Annotated in this window: 22 protein-coding genes; 8 read left to right on the top strand and 14 right to left on the bottom strand. The window is 64.5% G+C overall.

The window, feature by feature from the left end; all coding sequences use genetic code 11:
• Positions 1 to 68: 68 nt before the first annotated feature.
• Both E3O11_RS06160 and E3O11_RS06165 read left to right on the top strand, forming a co-directional pair.
• Positions 69 to 1607 carry a PspC domain-containing protein gene (locus E3O11_RS06160; RefSeq protein ID WP_166787507.1) on the top strand — a complete coding sequence of 513 codons (1539 nt, stop codon included), beginning with the start codon at positions 69 to 71 and terminating at the stop codon, positions 1605 to 1607.
• Positions 1608 to 1616: 9 nt separating this feature from the next.
• Complete coding sequence (locus tag E3O11_RS06165; RefSeq protein ID WP_092448392.1) at positions 1617 to 2030, top strand: hypothetical protein; 414 nt, start codon at positions 1617 to 1619, stop codon at positions 2028 to 2030.
• 142 nt (positions 2031 to 2172) lie between these two features.
• On the opposite strand, the gene E3O11_RS06170 is transcribed toward E3O11_RS06165, so the two are convergent.
• From E3O11_RS06170 to E3O11_RS06180, 3 genes are read right to left on the bottom strand one after another with little or no spacing between them, the layout of a single operon-like run.
• Positions 2173 to 3336: a UDP-N-acetylmuramate dehydrogenase gene (locus E3O11_RS06170; protein ID WP_092448393.1), complete on the bottom strand. Its 1164-nt coding sequence runs from the start codon at positions 3334 to 3336 to the stop codon at positions 2173 to 2175.
• A 4-nt stretch (positions 3337 to 3340) separates the two neighbouring features.
• Positions 3341 to 3778, bottom strand: coding sequence for a MaoC family dehydratase (locus E3O11_RS06175; RefSeq protein WP_092448394.1), 438 nt, complete (start codon positions 3776 to 3778; stop codon positions 3341 to 3343).
• Entirely contained in the window at positions 3775 to 4221 is a 447-nt protein-coding gene (locus E3O11_RS06180) for an FAS1-like dehydratase domain-containing protein (RefSeq protein ID WP_092448395.1), read from the bottom strand. Before E3O11_RS06180 ends, E3O11_RS06175 begins: the two co-directional genes overlap by 4 nt.
• Positions 4222 to 4292: 71 nt before the next feature.
• On the opposite strand from E3O11_RS06180, the gene E3O11_RS06185 reads away from it, so the two are divergent.
• Together E3O11_RS06185 and E3O11_RS06190 are read left to right on the top strand one after the other, a co-directional pair.
• Positions 4293 to 4754 carry a GNAT family N-acetyltransferase gene (locus E3O11_RS06185; protein WP_166787508.1) on the top strand — a complete coding sequence of 154 codons (462 nt, stop codon included), beginning with the start codon at positions 4293 to 4295 and terminating at the stop codon, positions 4752 to 4754.
• Positions 4755 to 4917: 163 nt separating this feature from the next.
• A complete protein-coding gene (locus E3O11_RS06190; protein WP_092448396.1) occupies positions 4918 to 5538 on the top strand; it encodes a HEAT repeat domain-containing protein in 621 nt (206 codons plus the stop codon).
• A 53-nt stretch (positions 5539 to 5591) separates the two neighbouring features.
• Here E3O11_RS06190 and E3O11_RS06195 read toward each other — a convergent pair whose 3' ends face one another.
• On the bottom strand, positions 5592 to 6488 hold the full coding sequence (locus tag E3O11_RS06195; RefSeq protein WP_241991092.1) for a PfkB family carbohydrate kinase: 897 nt from the start codon (positions 6486 to 6488) through the stop codon (positions 5592 to 5594).
• 239 nt (positions 6489 to 6727) lie between these two features.
• Between E3O11_RS06195 and E3O11_RS06200 the strand changes: the two genes are divergently transcribed.
• Entirely contained in the window at positions 6728 to 7030 is a 303-nt protein-coding gene (locus E3O11_RS06200) for a putative quinol monooxygenase (protein WP_092448397.1), read from the top strand.
• A 78-nt stretch (positions 7031 to 7108) separates the two neighbouring features.
• Here E3O11_RS06200 and E3O11_RS17555 read toward each other — a convergent pair whose 3' ends face one another.
• From E3O11_RS17555 to E3O11_RS06235, 8 genes are all read right to left on the bottom strand, one after another.
• Entirely contained in the window at positions 7109 to 7273 is a 165-nt protein-coding gene (locus tag E3O11_RS17555; RefSeq protein ID WP_166787509.1) for a hypothetical protein, read from the bottom strand.
• Positions 7274 to 7414: 141 nt separating this feature from the next.
• Positions 7415 to 8125, bottom strand: coding sequence for an ABC transporter ATP-binding protein (locus E3O11_RS06205; protein ID WP_198415556.1), 711 nt, complete (start codon positions 8123 to 8125; stop codon positions 7415 to 7417).
• A complete protein-coding gene (locus E3O11_RS06210) occupies positions 8112 to 8900 on the bottom strand; it encodes an ABC transporter ATP-binding protein (protein WP_092448398.1) in 789 nt (262 codons plus the stop codon). The genes E3O11_RS06205 and E3O11_RS06210 overlap by 14 nt, the downstream gene beginning before the upstream one ends.
• Positions 8897 to 9955, bottom strand: a complete 1059-nt coding sequence (locus tag E3O11_RS06215) for a branched-chain amino acid ABC transporter permease (RefSeq protein ID WP_092448399.1) — start codon at positions 9953 to 9955, stop codon at positions 8897 to 8899. The genes E3O11_RS06210 and E3O11_RS06215 overlap by 4 nt, the downstream gene beginning before the upstream one ends.
• 1 nt (position 9956) lies before the next feature.
• Complete coding sequence (locus E3O11_RS06220; RefSeq protein WP_092448400.1) at positions 9957 to 10850, bottom strand: branched-chain amino acid ABC transporter permease; 894 nt, start codon at positions 10848 to 10850, stop codon at positions 9957 to 9959.
• Between the two features lie 121 nt (positions 10851 to 10971).
• Positions 10972 to 12141 (bottom strand): branched-chain amino acid ABC transporter substrate-binding protein, encoded by a 1170-nt coding sequence (locus E3O11_RS06225; RefSeq protein WP_198415557.1) that lies wholly within the window; start codon positions 12139 to 12141, stop codon positions 10972 to 10974.
• 141 nt (positions 12142 to 12282) lie between these two features.
• A complete protein-coding gene (locus E3O11_RS06230; RefSeq protein ID WP_158251602.1) occupies positions 12283 to 12912 on the bottom strand; it encodes a GntR family transcriptional regulator in 630 nt (209 codons plus the stop codon).
• Positions 12840 to 13568 (bottom strand): acetamidase/formamidase family protein, encoded by a 729-nt coding sequence (locus E3O11_RS06235; RefSeq protein ID WP_241994666.1) that lies wholly within the window; start codon positions 13566 to 13568, stop codon positions 12840 to 12842. Before E3O11_RS06235 ends, E3O11_RS06230 begins: the two co-directional genes overlap by 73 nt.
• A gap of 480 nt (positions 13569 to 14048) precedes the next feature.
• Here E3O11_RS06235 and E3O11_RS17825 point away from each other — a divergent pair, with 480 nt between their 5' ends.
• The 3 genes from E3O11_RS17825 to E3O11_RS17560 are packed head-to-tail and all read left to right on the top strand — an operon-like array spanning position 14049 to position 15135.
• The gene (locus E3O11_RS17825) at positions 14049 to 14480 is read left to right on the top strand and encodes a hypothetical protein (protein WP_174775757.1); all 432 of its coding nucleotides are present in this window, start codon (positions 14049 to 14051) and stop codon (positions 14478 to 14480) included.
• A gap of 44 nt (positions 14481 to 14524) precedes the next feature.
• The gene (locus tag E3O11_RS06245) at positions 14525 to 14833 is read left to right on the top strand and encodes a helix-turn-helix domain-containing protein (protein ID WP_092448403.1); all 309 of its coding nucleotides are present in this window, start codon (positions 14525 to 14527) and stop codon (positions 14831 to 14833) included.
• Positions 14834 to 14844: 11 nt separating this feature from the next.
• Positions 14845 to 15135, top strand: a complete 291-nt coding sequence (locus E3O11_RS17560; protein ID WP_092448404.1) for a hypothetical protein — start codon at positions 14845 to 14847, stop codon at positions 15133 to 15135.
• Between the two features lie 190 nt (positions 15136 to 15325).
• Here E3O11_RS17560 and E3O11_RS06255 read toward each other — a convergent pair whose 3' ends face one another.
• Both E3O11_RS06255 and E3O11_RS06260 read right to left on the bottom strand, forming a co-directional pair.
• Complete coding sequence (locus tag E3O11_RS06255) at positions 15326 to 16753, bottom strand: choice-of-anchor G family protein (protein ID WP_092448405.1); 1428 nt, start codon at positions 16751 to 16753, stop codon at positions 15326 to 15328.
• Positions 16750 to 17484, bottom strand: coding sequence for a hypothetical protein (locus E3O11_RS06260; RefSeq protein WP_134495440.1), 735 nt, complete (start codon positions 17482 to 17484; stop codon positions 16750 to 16752). Before E3O11_RS06260 ends, E3O11_RS06255 begins: the two co-directional genes overlap by 4 nt.
• Positions 17485 to 17509 lie beyond the last annotated feature (25 nt).

The following is a 17509-nucleotide window of genomic DNA, read 5'->3' on the forward strand; positions in this document are numbered from 1 at the left end:
AATCAATCAGGGTTCAATCAGGGTCATCCCCCATGGCCGCGGTTTGGGCGCGCTGCCAGACTCGAATCATGACCGACGCACCGAGGGCCCAAACACCTCACCCCGACCAAATCACCCGATTCTTCGACTGGATTCGCGGAAGTGGACTCAACCGTGACGGCGACCGCTGGATCGCCGGCGTCTGCGGTGGCATCGCCGCCCGCACCGGGCTCGACCCACTGATTGTGCGCGGCATCGCCGTCGTGATCGCCATCCTCGGCGGCCCCGTCGTTTTCGCCTACGCAGTGGGCTGGGCGCTCATGCCGCGCGGCGCCGGCCGCATCTACGCCGAAGAGGCCCTCCGCGGCCGCTTCCAGCCCGCCATGATCGCCATCGGAGCGCTGCTCCTGGTCACGGTCGTGCCGCTGTTCCGCGGCTTGTGGTGGAACGGCCCGACCGGATTCTGGGCCGTCCCCGACTGGCTCAACGGCATCTTCTCCTTCGGCTGGGGCCTGGCCGTTCTGACCGGCATCGTCTGGCTGATCGTGTATCTGGTGCGCCGCGCCAGGAAACCCGGCAGTACTGGCCCCGGGTTCGGCCCGTTCGCTCCCCCGGCCGGCCCGTTCGGCCCGGGCAGTGTCTACGATCCGAAACCGCCGTCCGGCACCGGCTACAGCGCGCAAACGGATGCCCCGGCCCCGCCGCCGACAGCGACCAGCACGTCCACCGAAACCGACCAGAGCAGCGCCCCGAGCACCGCAACGGCAACCGCCCCGACCGTCGCCTTCGCGGCCACGCCGACTTCGACCCAGAACCCGTTCGTCACCGGCGCAGCCCCGGTCGGTGCAACCTATCCGCCGGCCAACCCGTACGCATCGGACTCGGCCCGAAACATCCGCTCGCAGCAGAATCGGGACTGGCAGGAACAGAACCGCGCCCGCCAGGCTGCACACCGTGCCCGGGTGCGTGCCCGCCGTCCCGGCGCCGGCTACAGCGCCATCGTGCTGGGCCTGGCCCTGGCCACGGGCGCGGTTGCCGCCGGTGTGTACTCGACCGGCGTCTGGTCGCAGGATGCAATTTTGCTCGGCGTTGCCTTCACCCTCGGAGTGCTCGCGCTCGGCATCGTGACCGCCGGAATCCGCGGTCGCACCGACGGCGCCATGGGCGGGTTCGCCTTTCTGGCCGCGGCCACCTTGGTCGTGCTCGGCGTGTTTCCGCAGGGCACCCAATTCGCCGCCATCAGCGACACCGTCTGGCCGCTCATCGCCAATGACGCCGCCGTTGACCCGTCGACGAGCTACGTCATGGTTGCAGGGGAGTCCACGCTCGACCTGAGTGATTTCGACAACCCGGGGCTCGACGACGAGGATCGCATCTTCGACGTTTGGCTCGTGGCCGGCGTCACCAATATTCAACTCCCCACGGATGCCCCGGTGCGCGTCGAAACGCACGCACTGGTCGGCGGCGTGGAGTACTCGGGTCGGGCGGTGAACGCGGAGAACGGCGAGCGCACCGGAGTATTCGCCTCCGATCAGCGCACCTTCAACGCGAGCAGCCGCAGCGACGGCCCGCTGCTGCGCATCTGGACCATCGCCGGCGTCGTCACGCTCGATTCCTCCAACAACTAGGACCTCACAATGACCACTCCACTTTCTCCCGCGAACTCCGGATCCGACCACTCTGACGCACCGACCGAGGTCTTCGCCGCAAATTCGCCGGCAGCCGACGCGCCCGCCACCGAAGCAAACCCGACCGCGCCGATCGCCGCCGCGGCCAGCCCCGCACCGGAGTCCGACCCGACGCCGAGCTTCTTCAGCCCGAACCAGGCCGCGCCGGCTGGCGAGGAGACACCATCCGCTCCCCGCTTGCGCCCCCGCTTCGGCACGATCCTCTGGGGCATTCTGCTGCTGGCGTTCGCGACTTACATGGTCGTGTTCACCCTGCTTCCGGTGCCGCCGGATCCCACGCTGTGGCTCCTCGGCGGCGTGATCGCGGTCGGGCTGGGCCTCGTCGTGGCCGGCATCGCGGCCGCAGCGCGTCGCGCCGACTGACCGGCCGCGTAAGGCGCCCTCACCTCACCGAGCCGTGAGTTCACGTCACCCAGCCGTGAGTTTGAGCCCGTTTTTCGCGCAGAATGGGCTCAAACGCACGGCTCGGTGGAAGAAGGGGCGGCCGCCCCTGGTCGACTCGAAGCTAGAGCGTCAGGCCGACCAGAACCGGTTCAGGCTGCAGATTCACGCCGAATTCGGCCTGCACCCGGCCGAGCACGTAGCGGGCCAGTTGGGCCACCTCTTCGGCGGTCGCGCCGCCCGTGTTCGTCAAGGCGAGGGTGTGTTTGCTCGACACGGCCGCCTTCGACCCGGGCAGCCGGAACCCGCGGGAAACGCCGGACTGCTCGATCAGCCAGGCAGCACTGAGCTTGACCAGGCGTACCGGTTCCGCGCCGGGAATCGGCCCGACACCCATATATTCCTCAATGGGAATAACTCGATCCGGCAGCTCCGTCGTCATCGGCCACTGGGGCGCCGATGCGGGCAGGGAACGCGCAATCGCCTCGGTCACGATCGGGTTAGTGAAAAAGGATCCGGCGCTGTACGTGTCGGGGTCGCTCGGGTCGAGCACCATACCTTTGCCGGCCCGCAGGGCCAGCACCGTGTCGCGCACGGTCTGCAGCGGCACGCGATCGCCGAGCTGCACCCCGAGCGCACCGGCGAGTTGGGCATATTTCAGCGGCTGACCGAGCGTACTGCCCAAAACGGATGCCTCGGCGGCGGTATCGTGCAACTCCAGTTCGATCGCCAGGACGACTCCGCGCAAGCCCTGTTTGAGCACCGAGGTGCGGTAGCCGAGGCCGAGCTCGGCCCGTTCGAGGCGTTCGACCTCGCCGCTTTCATAGGAGAGAAAGTCAATCGCGACGAGGCTGTCCGAGATTTCCTGCCCGTAGGCACCGATGTTCTGCACCGGCGCGGCACCACACGATCCGGGAATGCCGGAGAGCGCCTCAATACCGGCCCAGCCGTGCTGGACGGCATAGGCGACCAGCTCGTCCCAGGGCTCGCCGGCCTGCACGCGCAGCCGCACGCGGTCTGCGGGACCGGCGCCAGTGGCATCCGCTTCGCTGGAATCATCGAGCACCTGGATGCCACGGGTCACCACGTGAATGACGATGCCGTCGAAGCCGTCGTCGGCGACGACGGTGTTGGATCCGCCACCGAGCAGCAGCCAGTTTTCGTCCATGCCCCAAACAACGAGGGTTTCGTTGATGAGGTCCTGCTCGGTGACCGGTGCCACCCGTGCTGCGGGCGGGCCGCCGACACGAAATGTGGTGAGCGTGCTCAGGGCAACGGGTTCAATCATGGGTTCAGGCCAGGTTGACGCGCGCCTGCGCCTTGCCGAGAACGGTCGCGCCGTTAAAGGTCACGGTCAGGTCGATACGGGCCACACTCGCCTCGACATCGAGCGCGCCGACCTTGGCGACCACCATCACGACGGCGCCGACGGTGGCGTCAACGAAGACCGGACGGGTGAATCGCACCTGATAATCGACGACGCGGGCCGGGTCGCCAGCCCAGTCGACGACGGGCTGCACGGCCAGACCCATGGTGAGCATGCCGTGGGCGAGCACGCCCGCCAGACCCACCGATTGCGCCACATCGTCGCGGTAATGAATGGGGTTGAAATCGCCGGATGCCCCGGCGTAATGCACGAGTGAATCGCGCGTCAGCGAGAAACTCGCCTCGGCGACGACGCTGCCGACCTCGAGGTCGGCCACTGACCTGATAGATGAGGCGGGGATCATTCGTCTCCCCTGACGACGAGGGTGGAGGTGGCGGTCACAACGTGGTCGCCGGTCGCATCGACGATGGTGGACTCGGCCGTCACCATCGAATGACCGCCCAGCGACTTGATGCTCGTGACCGCGAGGGTCGCCGTGAGCTCATCGCCGGCCACGATCGGTCGGGTGTAGCTGAAGCGCTGATCGCCGTGCACGACCCGGGTGAAGTCGATGCCGCCATCCGGTTCGGCCAAAAGCTGGGCCAGGGTGGCCTCCTGCAGGACCACAGCGAACGTGGGCGGGGCGACGACGTCGGCGTGGCCGGCCGCGCGGGCCGCTTCGGGATCGTGGTTGATCGGGTTGGTCGCGAACACGGCGCGGGAGAATTCGCGCACCTTTTCGCGGCCGACAAGATACGGTGCGACCGGCGGAAAGACCCGCCCCTGCAACTCTGGGTTCACTGACACCCGTTGAGTCTACTAAGTACACTCCCGCGGCCGGTCACGAGCACGCCTCGCCAGGGCGCACACTTATAACCGTGAAATGCGTATCCGTGCGCCTCGGTGATCCCGAGGTTGCCCCCCTTCTGCTTGACCTGCACCGTGAATATGAAACCCGATACGGCACGGGCGATTCCGTGCACGACGTCGACGGCACCGAGTTTGATCCCCCCTTCGGCGGCTTCCTTGTGCTGGTCGACGGCGACACGACCGTCGCCGGCGGCGGCCTGCACCGGTTCAACGCCACGACCGCCGAGGTCAAGCGCATGTGGACCAACCCCTCCTTTCGCCGCCAGGGCCACGCGAAAACAATTCTGCGCGAACTCGCGATCCTGGCGCGCGGTCTCGGCTATGAGCGGATGCGCCTGGAAACCGGCTACGCCCAGCCCGAAGCGCTCGCCCTCTACCGCAGCCTCGGCTTCACCGAGATCGGCAACTACGGCATCTACGAGCACGCTTCCGGCTTCGAGCTCGACCTTTGCCCCGAACCGGCGTCGTAGCGCACAACGCCGCGAGCCGACAGAAGTCCGCCCGCGGAATCCTGTGCTTGTCGACGAGGACCGCCCACCACCGACGCCGGTTCCGCACGATTCGCCGGTAGATCGCCGTCAGGGAGCGGTTTCGATGGCTCAGGGCGCGCCGGGGAGGTAGCGTTAGAGGGCTATGCAAAACAAATTGACTCCGCACCCCGACCTTCCGATCGACAGTCCGACCGAGGAACGCATTCGCGCCGCCGTCGCGCATTACGGCGAGAGCGTCGTCATCGACAACTCCGTGGCCCTGCTGCGCGCCAAGAACGCCGGAAAAGACTTTCTGCTCTACGCCGGCGGGCGCCACGCCCTCGGCATCCTTGAAGGTGCTCCGGCCCTGTACTGGCCCGAGCTGTGGGGCGCCCGCGCTCTGCTGCACGTCTGGGGCGAGCAGGCGGCGCCGTACATCGTCGTCGGACTCAACAACCAGGCCTGGCGGGTGCGCGAAATGTGCGCCAAAGTCGTGCTGCTGCGCGGACTGCAGGTCGTGCCCAAGCTCGTGCGTCTCACGACCGACGAGCACCCCCGCGTGCGCGCCGCCGCCCTGCACGCCCTCGCCGACCAGGGCACCACCGCCAACATTGCCACGATCGAGGTGCGCCTGCGCGACCCCGACAAGGAGGTGCGCCGCGCGGCCCAGCAGGCCCGCGACGCGATTCGCACCCGGCTGAAGTTCACTGATCCGGTTCCTGAGACGAGCACCGAAACGAGCGCGCCTGAGACGAGCGCGCCTGAAACAAGCACCGAGGCGTAAGCGCGGCTCGGCGCCCGACGAGCAGCCCGTCGCAGCATCCGCTCTGCCGGAGGTCACGGGCGTCGGAGCAGGGCGCCCTCCTGCCGGCAGGTCGCCGCGGCGGTGAGCATGGCGTCGGTCAGCAGCGCCTGCCAGCCGGCGGCATCCTGTGGCACACCGCTGTGAACGATGGTGCAAACGGATGCCGCGAGCGTCGCGTCCCCGGCACCCATCGTGTCGACGATCGGGCCGTCAAGCTCAGCGATCGGCACACTGACCAGCTCATGTTGGCCGACGCCCACCGACGCGCCGAGGCGCCCGGCCGTCGCGAGCACGGTACCCGCCCCGGCGTCAACCAGGCGGGTCCGCAGCTCCTTGAGGCTGCTGTCGTAGAGCAGGTCGGCGTCTTCGTCGCCCACCTTCACGAGCAGGCTGCGAGCAGCGAGTGCCTCGAAGTTGCGTACAAACCGCGGCCCGTCGCGCAGCATGCCGGCGCGGGGATTGGGGTCGATCACGAGGCGCTGCTCCGGGTCGCTCACACAGGCCGCGAACGCCTCGGTCTGATCGGTATCGTCGAACGGAAAACAGCTCACGACGACCAGTTCGGCGGCGTCGAGCGCGGCCCGCTCGGCAGCCCTGAACTCGATGCGGCGCGCTTTCGCGGCGTCGTTGAAGAAGTAACGAGGTTCGCCGTCGGTGCGGTCCGAAACCGCCCGGGACGATCCGAGCGGGCCAGGTGTTGCGATCAGTTGCACCCCATGCTGTTCCAAAAACGCCCGGATCACGGCGCCATCGGCATCCTCACCGACCATCGCGATCAGAGTCGTGGGCACGCCGAGCACGGCCAGCCCGACCGCCACATTGAGCGCGGCGCCCCCGGCAAACTCGCGGCTCGCCTCCGAATCACGCAGCACGTCGATCAGCGCGTCGCCAACGACGACGACACGGGTGGGAGCGTTCAGTCCAGGCACGAGGTCCAATCTTGTCGCACGCCGCAGACGGCGAGCGCGCAGGGAGGTGGTCGCACCGATTGTCAGGGGCAATCCACCGTGATTTTGCGTGCCTTGACTCTATAGTAAAAGTTCTGCCCTGATTGATTGAGTGGCGGCCGAGGCAGGTCCGGGCCGCTCACACCGCTAACCCCCTGGAAAGTTACACCCATGATTCTCACAACGGATGCCGCGACGACAGTAACCGAAGCGAGCGCGGCATGAGCGGTGCCGTGATCGCCCTCTACGCCGAGTTCACAGCCCTGCCCGGTCATGAAGCGGAAGTCGCTCATTTGCTGCGCGAGCTCACCGCGCACGTGCGCCGGGAAGCCGGTTGCGTCCGCTTCGACCCGCACCAGCTGGAAACCAATCCGGCGGCGTTCTTCGTCTATGAGGAATACCGCGACCTCGCCGCGTTCCACGCCCACCGCGCCGCCGCCTATGGCGCCGAGTTCAACCGCGCGCTCGGACCGATCATCGAGGGCGACGGCTCGACCCTGACCTTTCTGGCCCCACTGGTCTGAATCCCAGCCGGGCGTCACACAAAAACAGCCGACAGAAGGAGTCAGTATCCTGCTGCCGGCTGTCGTCCATCCTGCTGGTCAGGCACCCTTGCGCCCCGACATCGACCGCATCAGGAACATGATCACCGCCAGGATCGCGAGCACGATACCGACCCAGAGGAGAAACTGCAGAGACTGCACCAAGCCACCGGTAATGAGCAGCACGACCGCAACGATGGCCACAATAATTAGAAGCGGATTCATGATCCGACCTTTCCCTTCATGCGCGGGTAATTCCCGATTGCCCCGATCGTACCCCCGAATGAGGCTCAGACGCGGATACCGCACGCGGCATCCGCGTCCTTGCCGCATTGGCTCGTCGTGCTCAGATCGAGCCCACCGTCACTACGCGCCGAGGTACGCGTCGATGATGCGGGGATCGTTAAGCAGGTCGGCGGCCTGACCCTCGACCGTGGTGACTCCGCTTTCGATGACATAGGCGCGGTCGGTGACCCGCAGCGCGGCGCGCGCGTTCTGCTCGACCAGGAGCACGGTCGTGCCCTGGGCGCGAATCTCCTTGATGACGTCCATCACCTGGTTGACGATCAGCGGCGCGAGACCCATTGAGGGCTCGTCCAGCATGAGCATCTTCGGGCCGGCAATGAGCCCGCGACCGATGGCAAGCATCTGCTGCTCTCCGCCGGAGAGCGTGCCACCCTGCTGCGTTCTGCGTTCGAACAGCAGCGGGAGCAGCTCGAACACGTGCTCAATCCGCGCGGCGACGAGGCTCCGGTCCTTGACCAGGTAGCCGCCCAGCTGCAGGTTCTCCAGCACCGAGAGTGTGCTGAAGATGCGCCGCCCTTCGGGCACGTGGATGAGCCCGGCAGACACGACATCCCAGGGATTGGCCCGGCTGATGTCGCTGCCGTTGAAGGTCAGGTGCCCCGAGCTGGCTTTCACCAGAGCCGACGCGGTCGAGAGCGTCGTCGTTTTGCCGGCGCCGTTGTTGCCAAGCAGGGCCACGATCTCGCCCTCGTCAACGTGCAGACTCAGCCCGCGCAACGCCTGTACCTTGCCGTAATAGACCTCGACGTTGTCGAATTCAAGCATTGCCATCGATCTGCACCTCCTCGTCCTTGCCGAGGTAGGCCTCGATCACGGCGGGGTTCGCTTTGACCTCGGCCGGTGTTCCCTCGGCGATCTCGCGCCCAAAGTTCATCACCACGATGCGTTCCGACAGCTCCATGACCAGTCCCATGTCGTGCTCGATCAGCACGATCGAGGTACCGAGATCGCGGATGCGGCGGCACAGTTCGAGCAGCTTCTGCTTCTCCGTGTAGTTGAGGCCGGCGGCCGGCTCGTCGAGCAGTAGCAGCTTGGATTTTCGGGCCAGGGCCCGGGAAATCTCGACCTGTTTCTGTTGCCCATAGGAGAGGTTGCCGATCGGCACCCCGCGCGGGCCCTCGAAGTTCACGAAGTCGAGCCAGTAGTGCGCTTCTTCCGTGTAGGCGGCCTCGCTGCGTTTGAACCGGGGAGTGTGGAAAATAGCATCCGCCCAGCTCTGGCCTCTGTTCAGGTGCATGCCGGCGCGCACATTGTCGAGTACGGTCAGGTCGTTGAACAGGCGCAGGTTCTGGAACGTGCGCGCGACACCGACCGCGGCGATGTCGGCCGGTCGTTTTCCGGTGATGTCGGTGCCGTCCATCACGACGGAACCGCCGGTCGGCTTGTAGAAGCCGGTGATGCAGTTGAACGCGCTGGTCTTGCCGGCCCCGTTCGGACCGATCACCGCGATGATCTCCTTCTCGTGCACGTCGAAGGTGAGGCCGTCGACGGCCTTGACGCCGCCGAAGGCGATCTGCAGGTCGTTGACCCCGAGTACGACGCTCATCGGCTTTCCCCTCTCGCGACCGCGGCGTCGACCGCGGTTTGTGGCGGCTCGTTCTTGTTCCCGCGTTCCTCTTCATGGCCGCGAGCCGGCCATAGGCCCTTGGGTCGAAACACCATCGCGACCACGAGCAGCAGACCAAAGGCCAGATAGCGGTATTCCGAGAGGTCGCGCAGCAGTTCGGGCAACAGGGTGATGACGAGGGCGCCGACAACGACCCCGCGCATGTTGCCCATGCCGCCCAGCACGACGGCCATCAGCACGAGGGCCGACTGCAAAAAAACGAAGCTCTTCGGGGAGATCGCCGAGAGGTGCGAGGCGAACAGCACGCCCGCGAAGCCGCCCCAGATGGCCCCGAAAATGTACGCCATGAGCTTCACCTTGTAGGTGTGAATGCCCATCGCTTCGGCGGCATCCTCGTCTTCGCGCACGAACCGCCAGGCCCGTCCAAGCCGGGACTTGCCCAGCCGGGCCGAGGCCAGCACGAAGAACGCCACAATCAGGATGGTCACGTAGTAGAACACGGCGGGACTGTGCAGGCTGAAATCACCGAAGGCCAGCAGCTTGGGAATGCCGAAGATACCGGATGGCCCGCCCGTGATGGTGAGATTGTTGGCCGTGATGCGGGTGATTTCGCCAAAGCCGAGCGTGACAATGGCCAGGTAGTCGCTGCGCAGACGCAGTGTCGGCGCTCCGATGATGAGTCCGGCCAGAATGGTCATGACCAACACCGCTGGGATGGTGAAGATCAGGGGCAGTTCGAAGGCCTTGGCAAAGATGCCGGCCGTGTAGGCGCCGACGGCCATGAACGCGATATAGCCGAGGTCGAGCAGGCCGCAGTAGCCGACGACGATATTGAGGCCAGCTGCGAGCATCACGAAGATCGCCGCCGTCGTCATCACATTGAGCGAGTACGGCGATGCGGTGAGCAGCGGGGCGAGCAGGGCAGCGGCCAGGGCGATCCAGCCCAGGTACTTGCTCTCGAACAGTCCGGACACCCAGGCGGCGACAGGGCCGGTGCGACGGGGGGCCTGGCTCTTAAAAGTTGTTCCACTCATGCTAGACACGCTCCGTAACCCGTTCGCCGAGAATTCCGGTCGGACGCAAAGTGAGGAAGAGGATCAGCACCACGAAGGCGAAAACGTCACGCCACTCGCCGCCGAACACCGAGGCGCCGAAGGCTTCGATCAGGCCCAATACCAGGCCGCCGAGCATGGCCCCCTGAATATTGCCGATGCCGCCAATCACGGCCGCGGTGAACGCCTTGAGGCCGATCAGGAACCCCATCATGAAGTCGATTTTTCCGTAGTAGGCACCGGCCATGACTCCAGCGGCCCCGGCCAGGGCCGACCCGATAAAGAACGTACGGGTGATGACCGAGTTGACGTTGATTCCCATCAACAGGGAACCCTTCATATCGAGCGAGATCGAGCGCATGGCGCGACCAGTCGATGTTTTCTGAATATAGGTATTGAGCGCGATCATCAAGATCGCGGCGATGGCCATGAGCAGCACCTGGGGCAGCGAGACGCGAGCGCCAAGCACGTCGAACACGTCGCCTTCGAGGCGCACCGGGTAGCTGCGCGGGTTCGGCCCGGCGATGGCGCTCACGCCGTACTGCAGGGTGAACGAAACGCCGACGGCCGTGATCAGCACGGCTAATCGTGGGGCATTGCGCAGGGGGCGGTAGGCGAACCGTTCGATCAGAACGCCGGCACCGCCGGTGAGCAGCATGCTCAGCAGCAGCACGACGAGGAGGGCACCGATGCTCAGCGCCCCGGGAAGGCCTCCGACGGAGGCCAGCATGACGAAGCCGATGAAGGCACCGAGCATATAGATGTCACCGTGGGCGAAGTTGAGAAGTTTAATGATGCCGTAGACCATGCTGTAGCCCAGCGCGATCAAGGCGTAGAACGAGCCGACAAACAACCCGTCCCAGATAATTTGCATCATGTTGGTCCGTTTTCTGTAAGCAGTGGAGCGGATGTCGCGGCGTGGGCCGCGGCATCCGCTTCAGGGGTCAGGATCTTGCGTTCAAGACCAGAGTCCGGACCCAATGATCAGAACTACAGGATCAGGACAGGTCATCCTCGAGGGCGAAGGCGCCATCCTGAATGGACAGGATGATGAATCCACCGTTCGACAGGGTGTGATCGGCCGTGAAGGTGAGCGGGCCGGAGAACATCTCAAACCCGTCGATGGCCTCGAGCGCCGCGATGATCGCGTCGCCGTCGGTCGAGCCAGCCTCGTCGATGGCATGCGCCGCAACGCGAACCGCGTCATAGGACTGCAGCGAGAACGGTCCGGGAGCGCTGCCGAAAGCCTCTTCGTAGCTGGCGATCCAATCGCCGCCACCCTCGAGGGTGTCGGGGGTCTGGGTCATTGTGGCGAGTACGCCTTCGGCACCGGCCCCAGCGATTTCCGAGATGGAGCCGTCGACGCTGCCGTCGGCCACCATTATGTCGCCTTCGAAGCCAGAATTGCGCAGCTGGTTGATAATGAGACCGCCCTCCTGGTAGTAGCCGGTCCAGTAGACGAGCTCCGGGGCGGCATTCATGATGTCGCGCACGGCGGCGGAATAGTCGCTCTCACCGGGAGTGACCGAGGTGCCCAGGGCGAGCGTCACTGTGCCGTCTTCCTCGATCAGGCGGGCGGTCTCCGCGGTGATGTCCGCCGAGTAGCTGTCGTTGTCGTCGACGAGGGCGACGGAGGCGACGCCGGTCTTCAACATGTACTCGAGAGCGGCAGTGGACTGCTGATTGCCCGTGCCGTTGACAAGGAAAACGTTTTTGAGGCCCTGGTTGACGAGGTCCTGCGAGTTGGCCGCCGGAATGATCATGGGTACGTTGGCCTCTTCGAAAATCGGCAGCTGCGGCAGTGTTGCGCCGGAGCAGTAGCCGCCGACCGAAACGACGGCGCCGGCCGAGACGGCCTTGTTGGCGCTCGCCACGCCCTGCTGGGCGTCGCAGGCTTCGTCTTCGACGAGCAGCTCGAGTTGGCGGCCGTCCAGGACGCCGCCTGCCTCGTTGATTTCGTCCACGGCGAGCTGCGCCGCATTGGCCATGTATTCGCCGGTCGGGGCGCTGCTGCCCGAGATGGGAACGACCATGGCCAGCTTGACCGTGCCGGTCTCTTCGCTGCCGGCTTCGTCGGCGGCGAGCAATCCGCCGCTGCAACCCGATGTCGCAAGAAGCATCGCTGTGGCGACGCCGAGCAGCAATGTGCTCTTCTTTGAGATTCTCATGTGTGCCTCTCCTGTGAGAGCGCCGAGCAAGTGTTCTACACGCCTTGATCGCAAGACGGCTTGGAACAAGCACCCAAACACCCCAGTGCTGTATGACATATTACACACGCGGATCGTTGCACCGGCGTCCACACTCCGGCCTCAGTGCGGCCCGTCGGGTTCCGAGCTCCACCCGGCCACGGTGCCGAGGTGGCTGACTGTGAGCTCACGCAGCGCCTCGGATTCTCCGCTTGCCAGCAGATCGAGCATGACGTGGTGCTCGCGCGCCGTGCCCCACAAGTCGTCGCTCTGCATCATCGCGGCGATGCTCACCATTCGAGTTTGCGCGCGCAGTTCGCTGACCATTTCGACCAGCCGGGCGCTGCCGTGCAAGGCCAACAACCCGAGATGAAACTGCCGATCAGCGGCGAGAAATCCGGCCAGGTCCTTCTGCCGCGCATACTCAGAGATCTGTTCAGCCACGCCGCGCCAGCGCGTGAGCGTCTCAGCATCGAGTGTTCCTGCGAGGGCGCCCATCGTGGGAGCCTCGAGCAGCTGGCGCAACTCGATGACGTCGCGCAGGTCTTTGTCGCTCATCTGCGTCACCCGAAAACCCTTGTTGCGCACCGAGGTCACGAATCCTCGTTGTTCCAGATCCAGCATTGCCTCCCGAACTGGGGTGGCCGACACCTCGAAGCGGATGGCCAGGGTCGGCACGGTCACCAGGGTTCCGGGAGCGAGTTCACCGGTGTTGATCGCGGCCGCGAGCGACTGCGCGATACGGTCCCGCAACGTCGAACCCTGCTCCACTTTTTGAATCGATAACACCTCGGTGGCTCCTCACTTGCCGATGCGGCCGCTGCGAGCCTCGTGCCGCCCAGTATCCACCGCCGGGCGGCAAATGAGTAATGCACTACTGTGCCGGAGCCGGTCGGTCCGCCGAGCCGGGAGTGCCCGACGGCGCTCATGACCGCGACGGCGTCGCCGTCATCCCACCCGTGGTCGCTCACGAGAAAGTAAAACACGTCCTCGTAGCCGCGCGTGATGCGCTCTTGCACGGGGTCACCGAGACCGACGAACACCCACTCGATGAGGGTTTGAACCCGCGGCGCCCGCAGGTTCATGCCCTTTCGCAGTTCGACACTCACAACCGCGATGCCCTCAGCCTCAATCGCGATGACTGAAGGTCCTCCCTCCGCCATGAACGCGTGAATGTCGCCGATCGACAGGTAGGCACCCTCGACCATGACGTGCAGGTAGACGATCGAACCGGGGCCGCAGTCGGTGACGTCCATGTTTCCACCCTGAGCAGAGGAGGGAATGATCGTGGAGTTCATTCCCTCAGCGGGCGCCGTTCCGATGCACCCGATCATCGGGCGTGGGGCGAACACGTGCCGGTCGGTCACGTGCACACCGGCGCTGTCGATAGGAATGCGGCTGGTGAACATCCGCTCGCCCATGTCATGCTGCAGGGCGCCGGAACCGGGAAGACTGACCGACCACCCCCAGTCAGAAACACCCCGGACTTCCGCAGAAGTCCGGGGCGATTTTAGTGAATACCGTGTAGCGGGAGCGGGAATTGAACCCGCGACACCACGATAATCCTGAACCAGCCTCAGCGAGGTCACGTAGGCCTCATACAGTCACTGATCCCAATAAAACACTGGGTAGGTGATCACACTCTCAACCCCGGGCGAATTTCAATCTGCGGAGTTAATGCGGGGTTTCAGAAATAGATACTCTAGTGGCCATCCCTGTCGATGCACATGGCCGTTATGCGAAAGCCGATCGGCGCCTGAGCTCACTGCAATTCGCGGTGAAGAACACCTTTCACGACGCCAATGACTATGAGCCATCTGACCGAATAGGCCACGCCGGCCCCCCGAGCGTGCCAGTATATTGGCCGAACACGACGTGAGGCCATGACAATGACCAGATGGACCATCGAGTACGAGGGTGAGTCGTTCGCCCGCTTCTACTCCAGCCTCGGTGAGTACGAGCAGGCCGTCGTGACGGCCGCAATCGAGCATGTCCTGGCGGTGCACGGGATTGATATCTGTAACGGAGAGTGGGGTAAGCCCCTCTCGGGCGGGCTCTACGAGTTCCGCGTTCGAAAGTCCTTTCACTCAATCTTCACGGAGGCGAACGCCACCCCGCCTTCGGATCTCGTCAGCGTTGACCGCATGGTGCTCATCCGTGTCTTCTGCACCTTTCATGGAGACAAGATCGTACTGCTGTACAGCGGCTACGACAAGAAGAAGGATCCCTCCGACAAACGTCAGCAGCGCGAGATCGCTAAGGCACGCAAGATCCACGAACAGTGGAAGCGCGCCCAACGCACGCAGCACAAACAGCCTTGACTGCGTATGTAGTAAAGCACATACTAGAGGTGAAAGGAGGCAGCATGTCGAAAAATTTCAAAGACCTCGCCACCCGTGCGAAAGCCGAGTGGTCTGAGGAGACACGAGCGGTGTACGAGGCCACCAGCGTCTCCTTTGACGCCGAGCTCGCGAGCCGCGTTGAACTGGGTGCGCTGCTCGCCGCAGCACGCAAGGCCCAGGACCTCACTCAACCAGCCTTATCGAGTGTCACCGGGATTCAGCAGGCAGAAATCAGCCGAATCGAACGCGGCATCGGCAACCCAACGGCGGACACGCTCAGCCGTCTGGCCGCGGCCCTCGGTCAGAAAATTACGCTCACACCGGTTCGCTGACCGGCGGGTGCATGCCGGTCCAGGACATATCCCACCTGCATGCCGAAGGAGATTTTGATCCTTTCAATGCCCTCAAGTACAAGCATTCGCGGGCGGCGATCAAAAACAAGAAGCGCGGCCGCATGCTCGATTGTGGTGCCCGCACGATAGCGGTTGAGGACACGGGACCTGATTCAGCCTTCGTCATTCACCGATGGCTCCGACTCTCGGAACGGGTGGAGATAGCCCGTGAGTCAGTAGTAGCCAACGGCCTGGAAGAGCCAGCGACAGCTCTCCTGGTCATGAACCGCCACACCGCGTGACTGAAGTTTCTCCGTCTGCTCACTAACGGTGTTAACGCCAACTGAAAATGGGGCCATTTCTGCCCTGTTTTCAGTCGGCGTTTACACCGAACCTTGCATAACCGTTGGCTGCCATTTTGCCTGGGCCCAGGTTAGAACAGAGGCCCGGGTTTTTGAGCACAGCCCGCGCCGCGCTTACCGATCGACGCCGCTACTGCAGACGCGTGTTCGCCCCGGCCGATGCCGTTGCGAAGGTGACTGTCGCGAGCGCTGATCCGGTTGAATAGCCGAGGAGCCCGATGCGCAGGGCGCTCACCCGATATTCGGCGCTCGACGTCGCAGTCGCAGCTGTGAACGCCGCTCCCGGTGGTGCATTCGGCTGATCGGGTTGCACGTTGACGGTGAACGACAGCACCCCGGGAAGTGCCGAGAACACCCCGTTCAGGGTCGGCGTGAGTGCAGTGACCGTCGTGTTCAAAACGCTCGTCAGACTGTTCAAAGCGGCATTCAGAGTGTTCAGCAGCGTGGTGAGCAGCACGCTCAACGACGATTTCGCCTTCTGCAATTCCGTCGAAATTGCGTCCGTCCACGCCGTGACCAGGGTGGTGACCTGGGTAATGGCGCTCGCGACCTTGGTGGCATCGAAGCCGAGCGCCGTGTTCGGCGCCTGATCGTTTAGACCTGAGCTCATCACACTTGCCAGATCCATCGTCACGGTGCCCTCGCTGAGATCGACGGTCATCGTGTCGGTTACGATAATCGGGTTCGCTAGCAGCGCCCTGGCCGCCACGACTGACGGATCCGACAAGAGAATTGAATTCTCAAAGGACGACACCGTAGATGTCGCGCTCGTAAGAAGGTCTTTCAGCACCGGCACCTGTGTCACCAGGTTGAGGCCCGCGATCTCGTAGTTCCGCACGACGCCACTCACCGTGCCGTCGCCCCAGATCTCGCTTTCGAGCGCCGTGCACCAGTCCAGCTGCGCCGACGCCGCAACCGCCCCGATCAAGAGCGAGGCGCTCGCCACTCCGACAGGAAGCACCGACGCCAGATTGAGACTCGCTGCCGTCGGTAGCTGCGTATCCGGTGTCGTCGGGGTGAAACCGATGCCGCCCGAATTATTTAGGAGACCGGATGCCCCCGCTGACGACCCCGTGTTGCTCACCTGGACATATTCACCAAGCATGCCAGCCGCGCCCGCCGGCAGTGCCGTGGTCAACCCGGTCAGATCGAGGACATCCTGTTGCAGCACGGACACCGTGAGCGGGTTCGTGAATGTGTCAGTGGTGGTGGAGACGCCGGCGTCGGGGTGCTGGGCTGAGGTCGGCGTTACCTGTGCCGCGGTATCGCCGTTGCGTGTGGCCTGCAGCCCGTTGATGCCCACGACGGGGTCTAGGCTTGCACCTGTCAGGGTCGCATTCAGAAACTTGCCTGACGCCGTGCTCGAATACTCGGTGTCAGTGCCACAGCTGACCAGGTCGGTACCAAGTTTTCCCTGGGCCCATTCGGTGTCGGTCCATGAGGCCACGCTCAGCGCGATGGTCGGCGAAACGGTCGCGGCAAGCAAAGTCGCGACCACGGCCAGGCCGAGCACGGCCGCCCACGCTGCCCGGCGGCGGCGGAGTGAGTGCCCGCTCATCGCACAACATCGTCTGCGGCTGGCATTTCGGCGAATCGACGGATCATCGAGACAACAATGCCGAGTGCGAGGACACCGACTGCGACAAGAACCAGAGCCAGCGCATCGATCCCGGTCAGGGCAAGATTATCGCCGCCACCCGCCGAATACGACCCGCCCGGTGGTTTTATTGCCGGCCCAGTCGACGAGTTGTCCCCCGCGGCGGTCAGGCCGATTCCAACTTCACCGCTTAACCCCATGAGATCGTTGCCGGCTGCCTCGGACGCGACGTTGAGAGACAGTGCCACGAGCAGGTATTTTCCGCGGGCTTCAGAAATCCCGGCCAGGTCGTAGATGCCGCTGACAGACGAATTATCGTCAAGGGGTGTGGCCACAAGCACGTGCTCCCGCTCGTTGGTGCAGCGCGGCGTGGTCTCAAGGTTCGTCCACGGTTCGCTGCAGCGGTCGATCACGAGGATCAAGCCGCGTCCGTTGGTGGCGAGGTCGCCGCTTTTGCGAATCTCCAAAACAAGGGATCCCGTGAGGTCCTGGGTCAGGGCGGCGCCGATCTGCCAGTACACCGGTTTGCCCGGCGTCAGATCCAGAACCGCATCGTGGGGCAGGCTCGAGGTCAGCTCCAGAATCCCCGGCTCCGACACGGTCGTGACTGTCTGGATCACGGCGACGGCGCGCACCGACAAAAGGCCCAGCCCACTCACCACCGCCACGGCGGCAACAAAAGCTACCGCCAACAGGCCGCGCCGGCGCGACGAAGCG

Source organism: Cryobacterium levicorallinum, assembly GCF_004402405.1.
Lineage (GTDB): Bacteria > Actinomycetota > Actinomycetes > Actinomycetales > Microbacteriaceae > Cryobacterium > Cryobacterium levicorallinum.

Coding starts and splice junctions, on each gene's coding strand:
- E3O11_RS06160 (WP_166787507.1), top strand. CDS start 69: ATGACCGACGCACCGAGGGCCCAAACACCTCACCCCGACCAAATCACC.
- E3O11_RS06165 (WP_092448392.1), top strand. CDS start 1,617: ATGACCACTCCACTTTCTCCCGCGAACTCCGGATCCGACCACTCTGAC.
- E3O11_RS06170 (WP_092448393.1), bottom strand. CDS start 3,336: ATGATTGAACCCGTTGCCCTGAGCACGCTCACCACATTTCGTGTCGGC.
- E3O11_RS06175 (WP_092448394.1), bottom strand. CDS start 3,778: ATGATCCCCGCCTCATCTATCAGGTCAGTGGCCGACCTCGAGGTCGGC.
- E3O11_RS06190 (WP_092448396.1), top strand. CDS start 4,918: ATGCAAAACAAATTGACTCCGCACCCCGACCTTCCGATCGACAGTCCG.
- E3O11_RS06200 (WP_092448397.1), top strand. CDS start 6,728: ATGAGCGGTGCCGTGATCGCCCTCTACGCCGAGTTCACAGCCCTGCCC.
- E3O11_RS17555 (WP_166787509.1), bottom strand. CDS start 7,273: ATGAATCCGCTTCTAATTATTGTGGCCATCGTTGCGGTCGTGCTGCTC.
- E3O11_RS06205 (WP_198415556.1), bottom strand. CDS start 8,125: ATGGCAATGCTTGAATTCGACAACGTCGAGGTCTATTACGGCAAGGTA.
- E3O11_RS06210 (WP_092448398.1), bottom strand. CDS start 8,900: ATGAGCGTCGTACTCGGGGTCAACGACCTGCAGATCGCCTTCGGCGGC.
- E3O11_RS06215 (WP_092448399.1), bottom strand. CDS start 9,955: ATGAGTGGAACAACTTTTAAGAGCCAGGCCCCCCGTCGCACCGGCCCT.
- E3O11_RS06220 (WP_092448400.1), bottom strand. CDS start 10,850: ATGATGCAAATTATCTGGGACGGGTTGTTTGTCGGCTCGTTCTACGCC.
- E3O11_RS06225 (WP_198415557.1), bottom strand. CDS start 12,141: ATGAGAATCTCAAAGAAGAGCACATTGCTGCTCGGCGTCGCCACAGCG.
- E3O11_RS06235 (WP_241994666.1), bottom strand. CDS start 13,568: ATGTTCACCAGCCGCATTCCTATCGACAGCGCCGGTGTGCACGTGACC.
- E3O11_RS17825 (WP_174775757.1), top strand. CDS start 14,049: ATGACCAGATGGACCATCGAGTACGAGGGTGAGTCGTTCGCCCGCTTC.
- E3O11_RS06245 (WP_092448403.1), top strand. CDS start 14,525: ATGTCGAAAAATTTCAAAGACCTCGCCACCCGTGCGAAAGCCGAGTGG.
- E3O11_RS17560 (WP_092448404.1), top strand. CDS start 14,845: ATGCCGGTCCAGGACATATCCCACCTGCATGCCGAAGGAGATTTTGAT.
- E3O11_RS06255 (WP_092448405.1), bottom strand. CDS start 16,753: ATGAGCGGGCACTCACTCCGCCGCCGCCGGGCAGCGTGGGCGGCCGTG.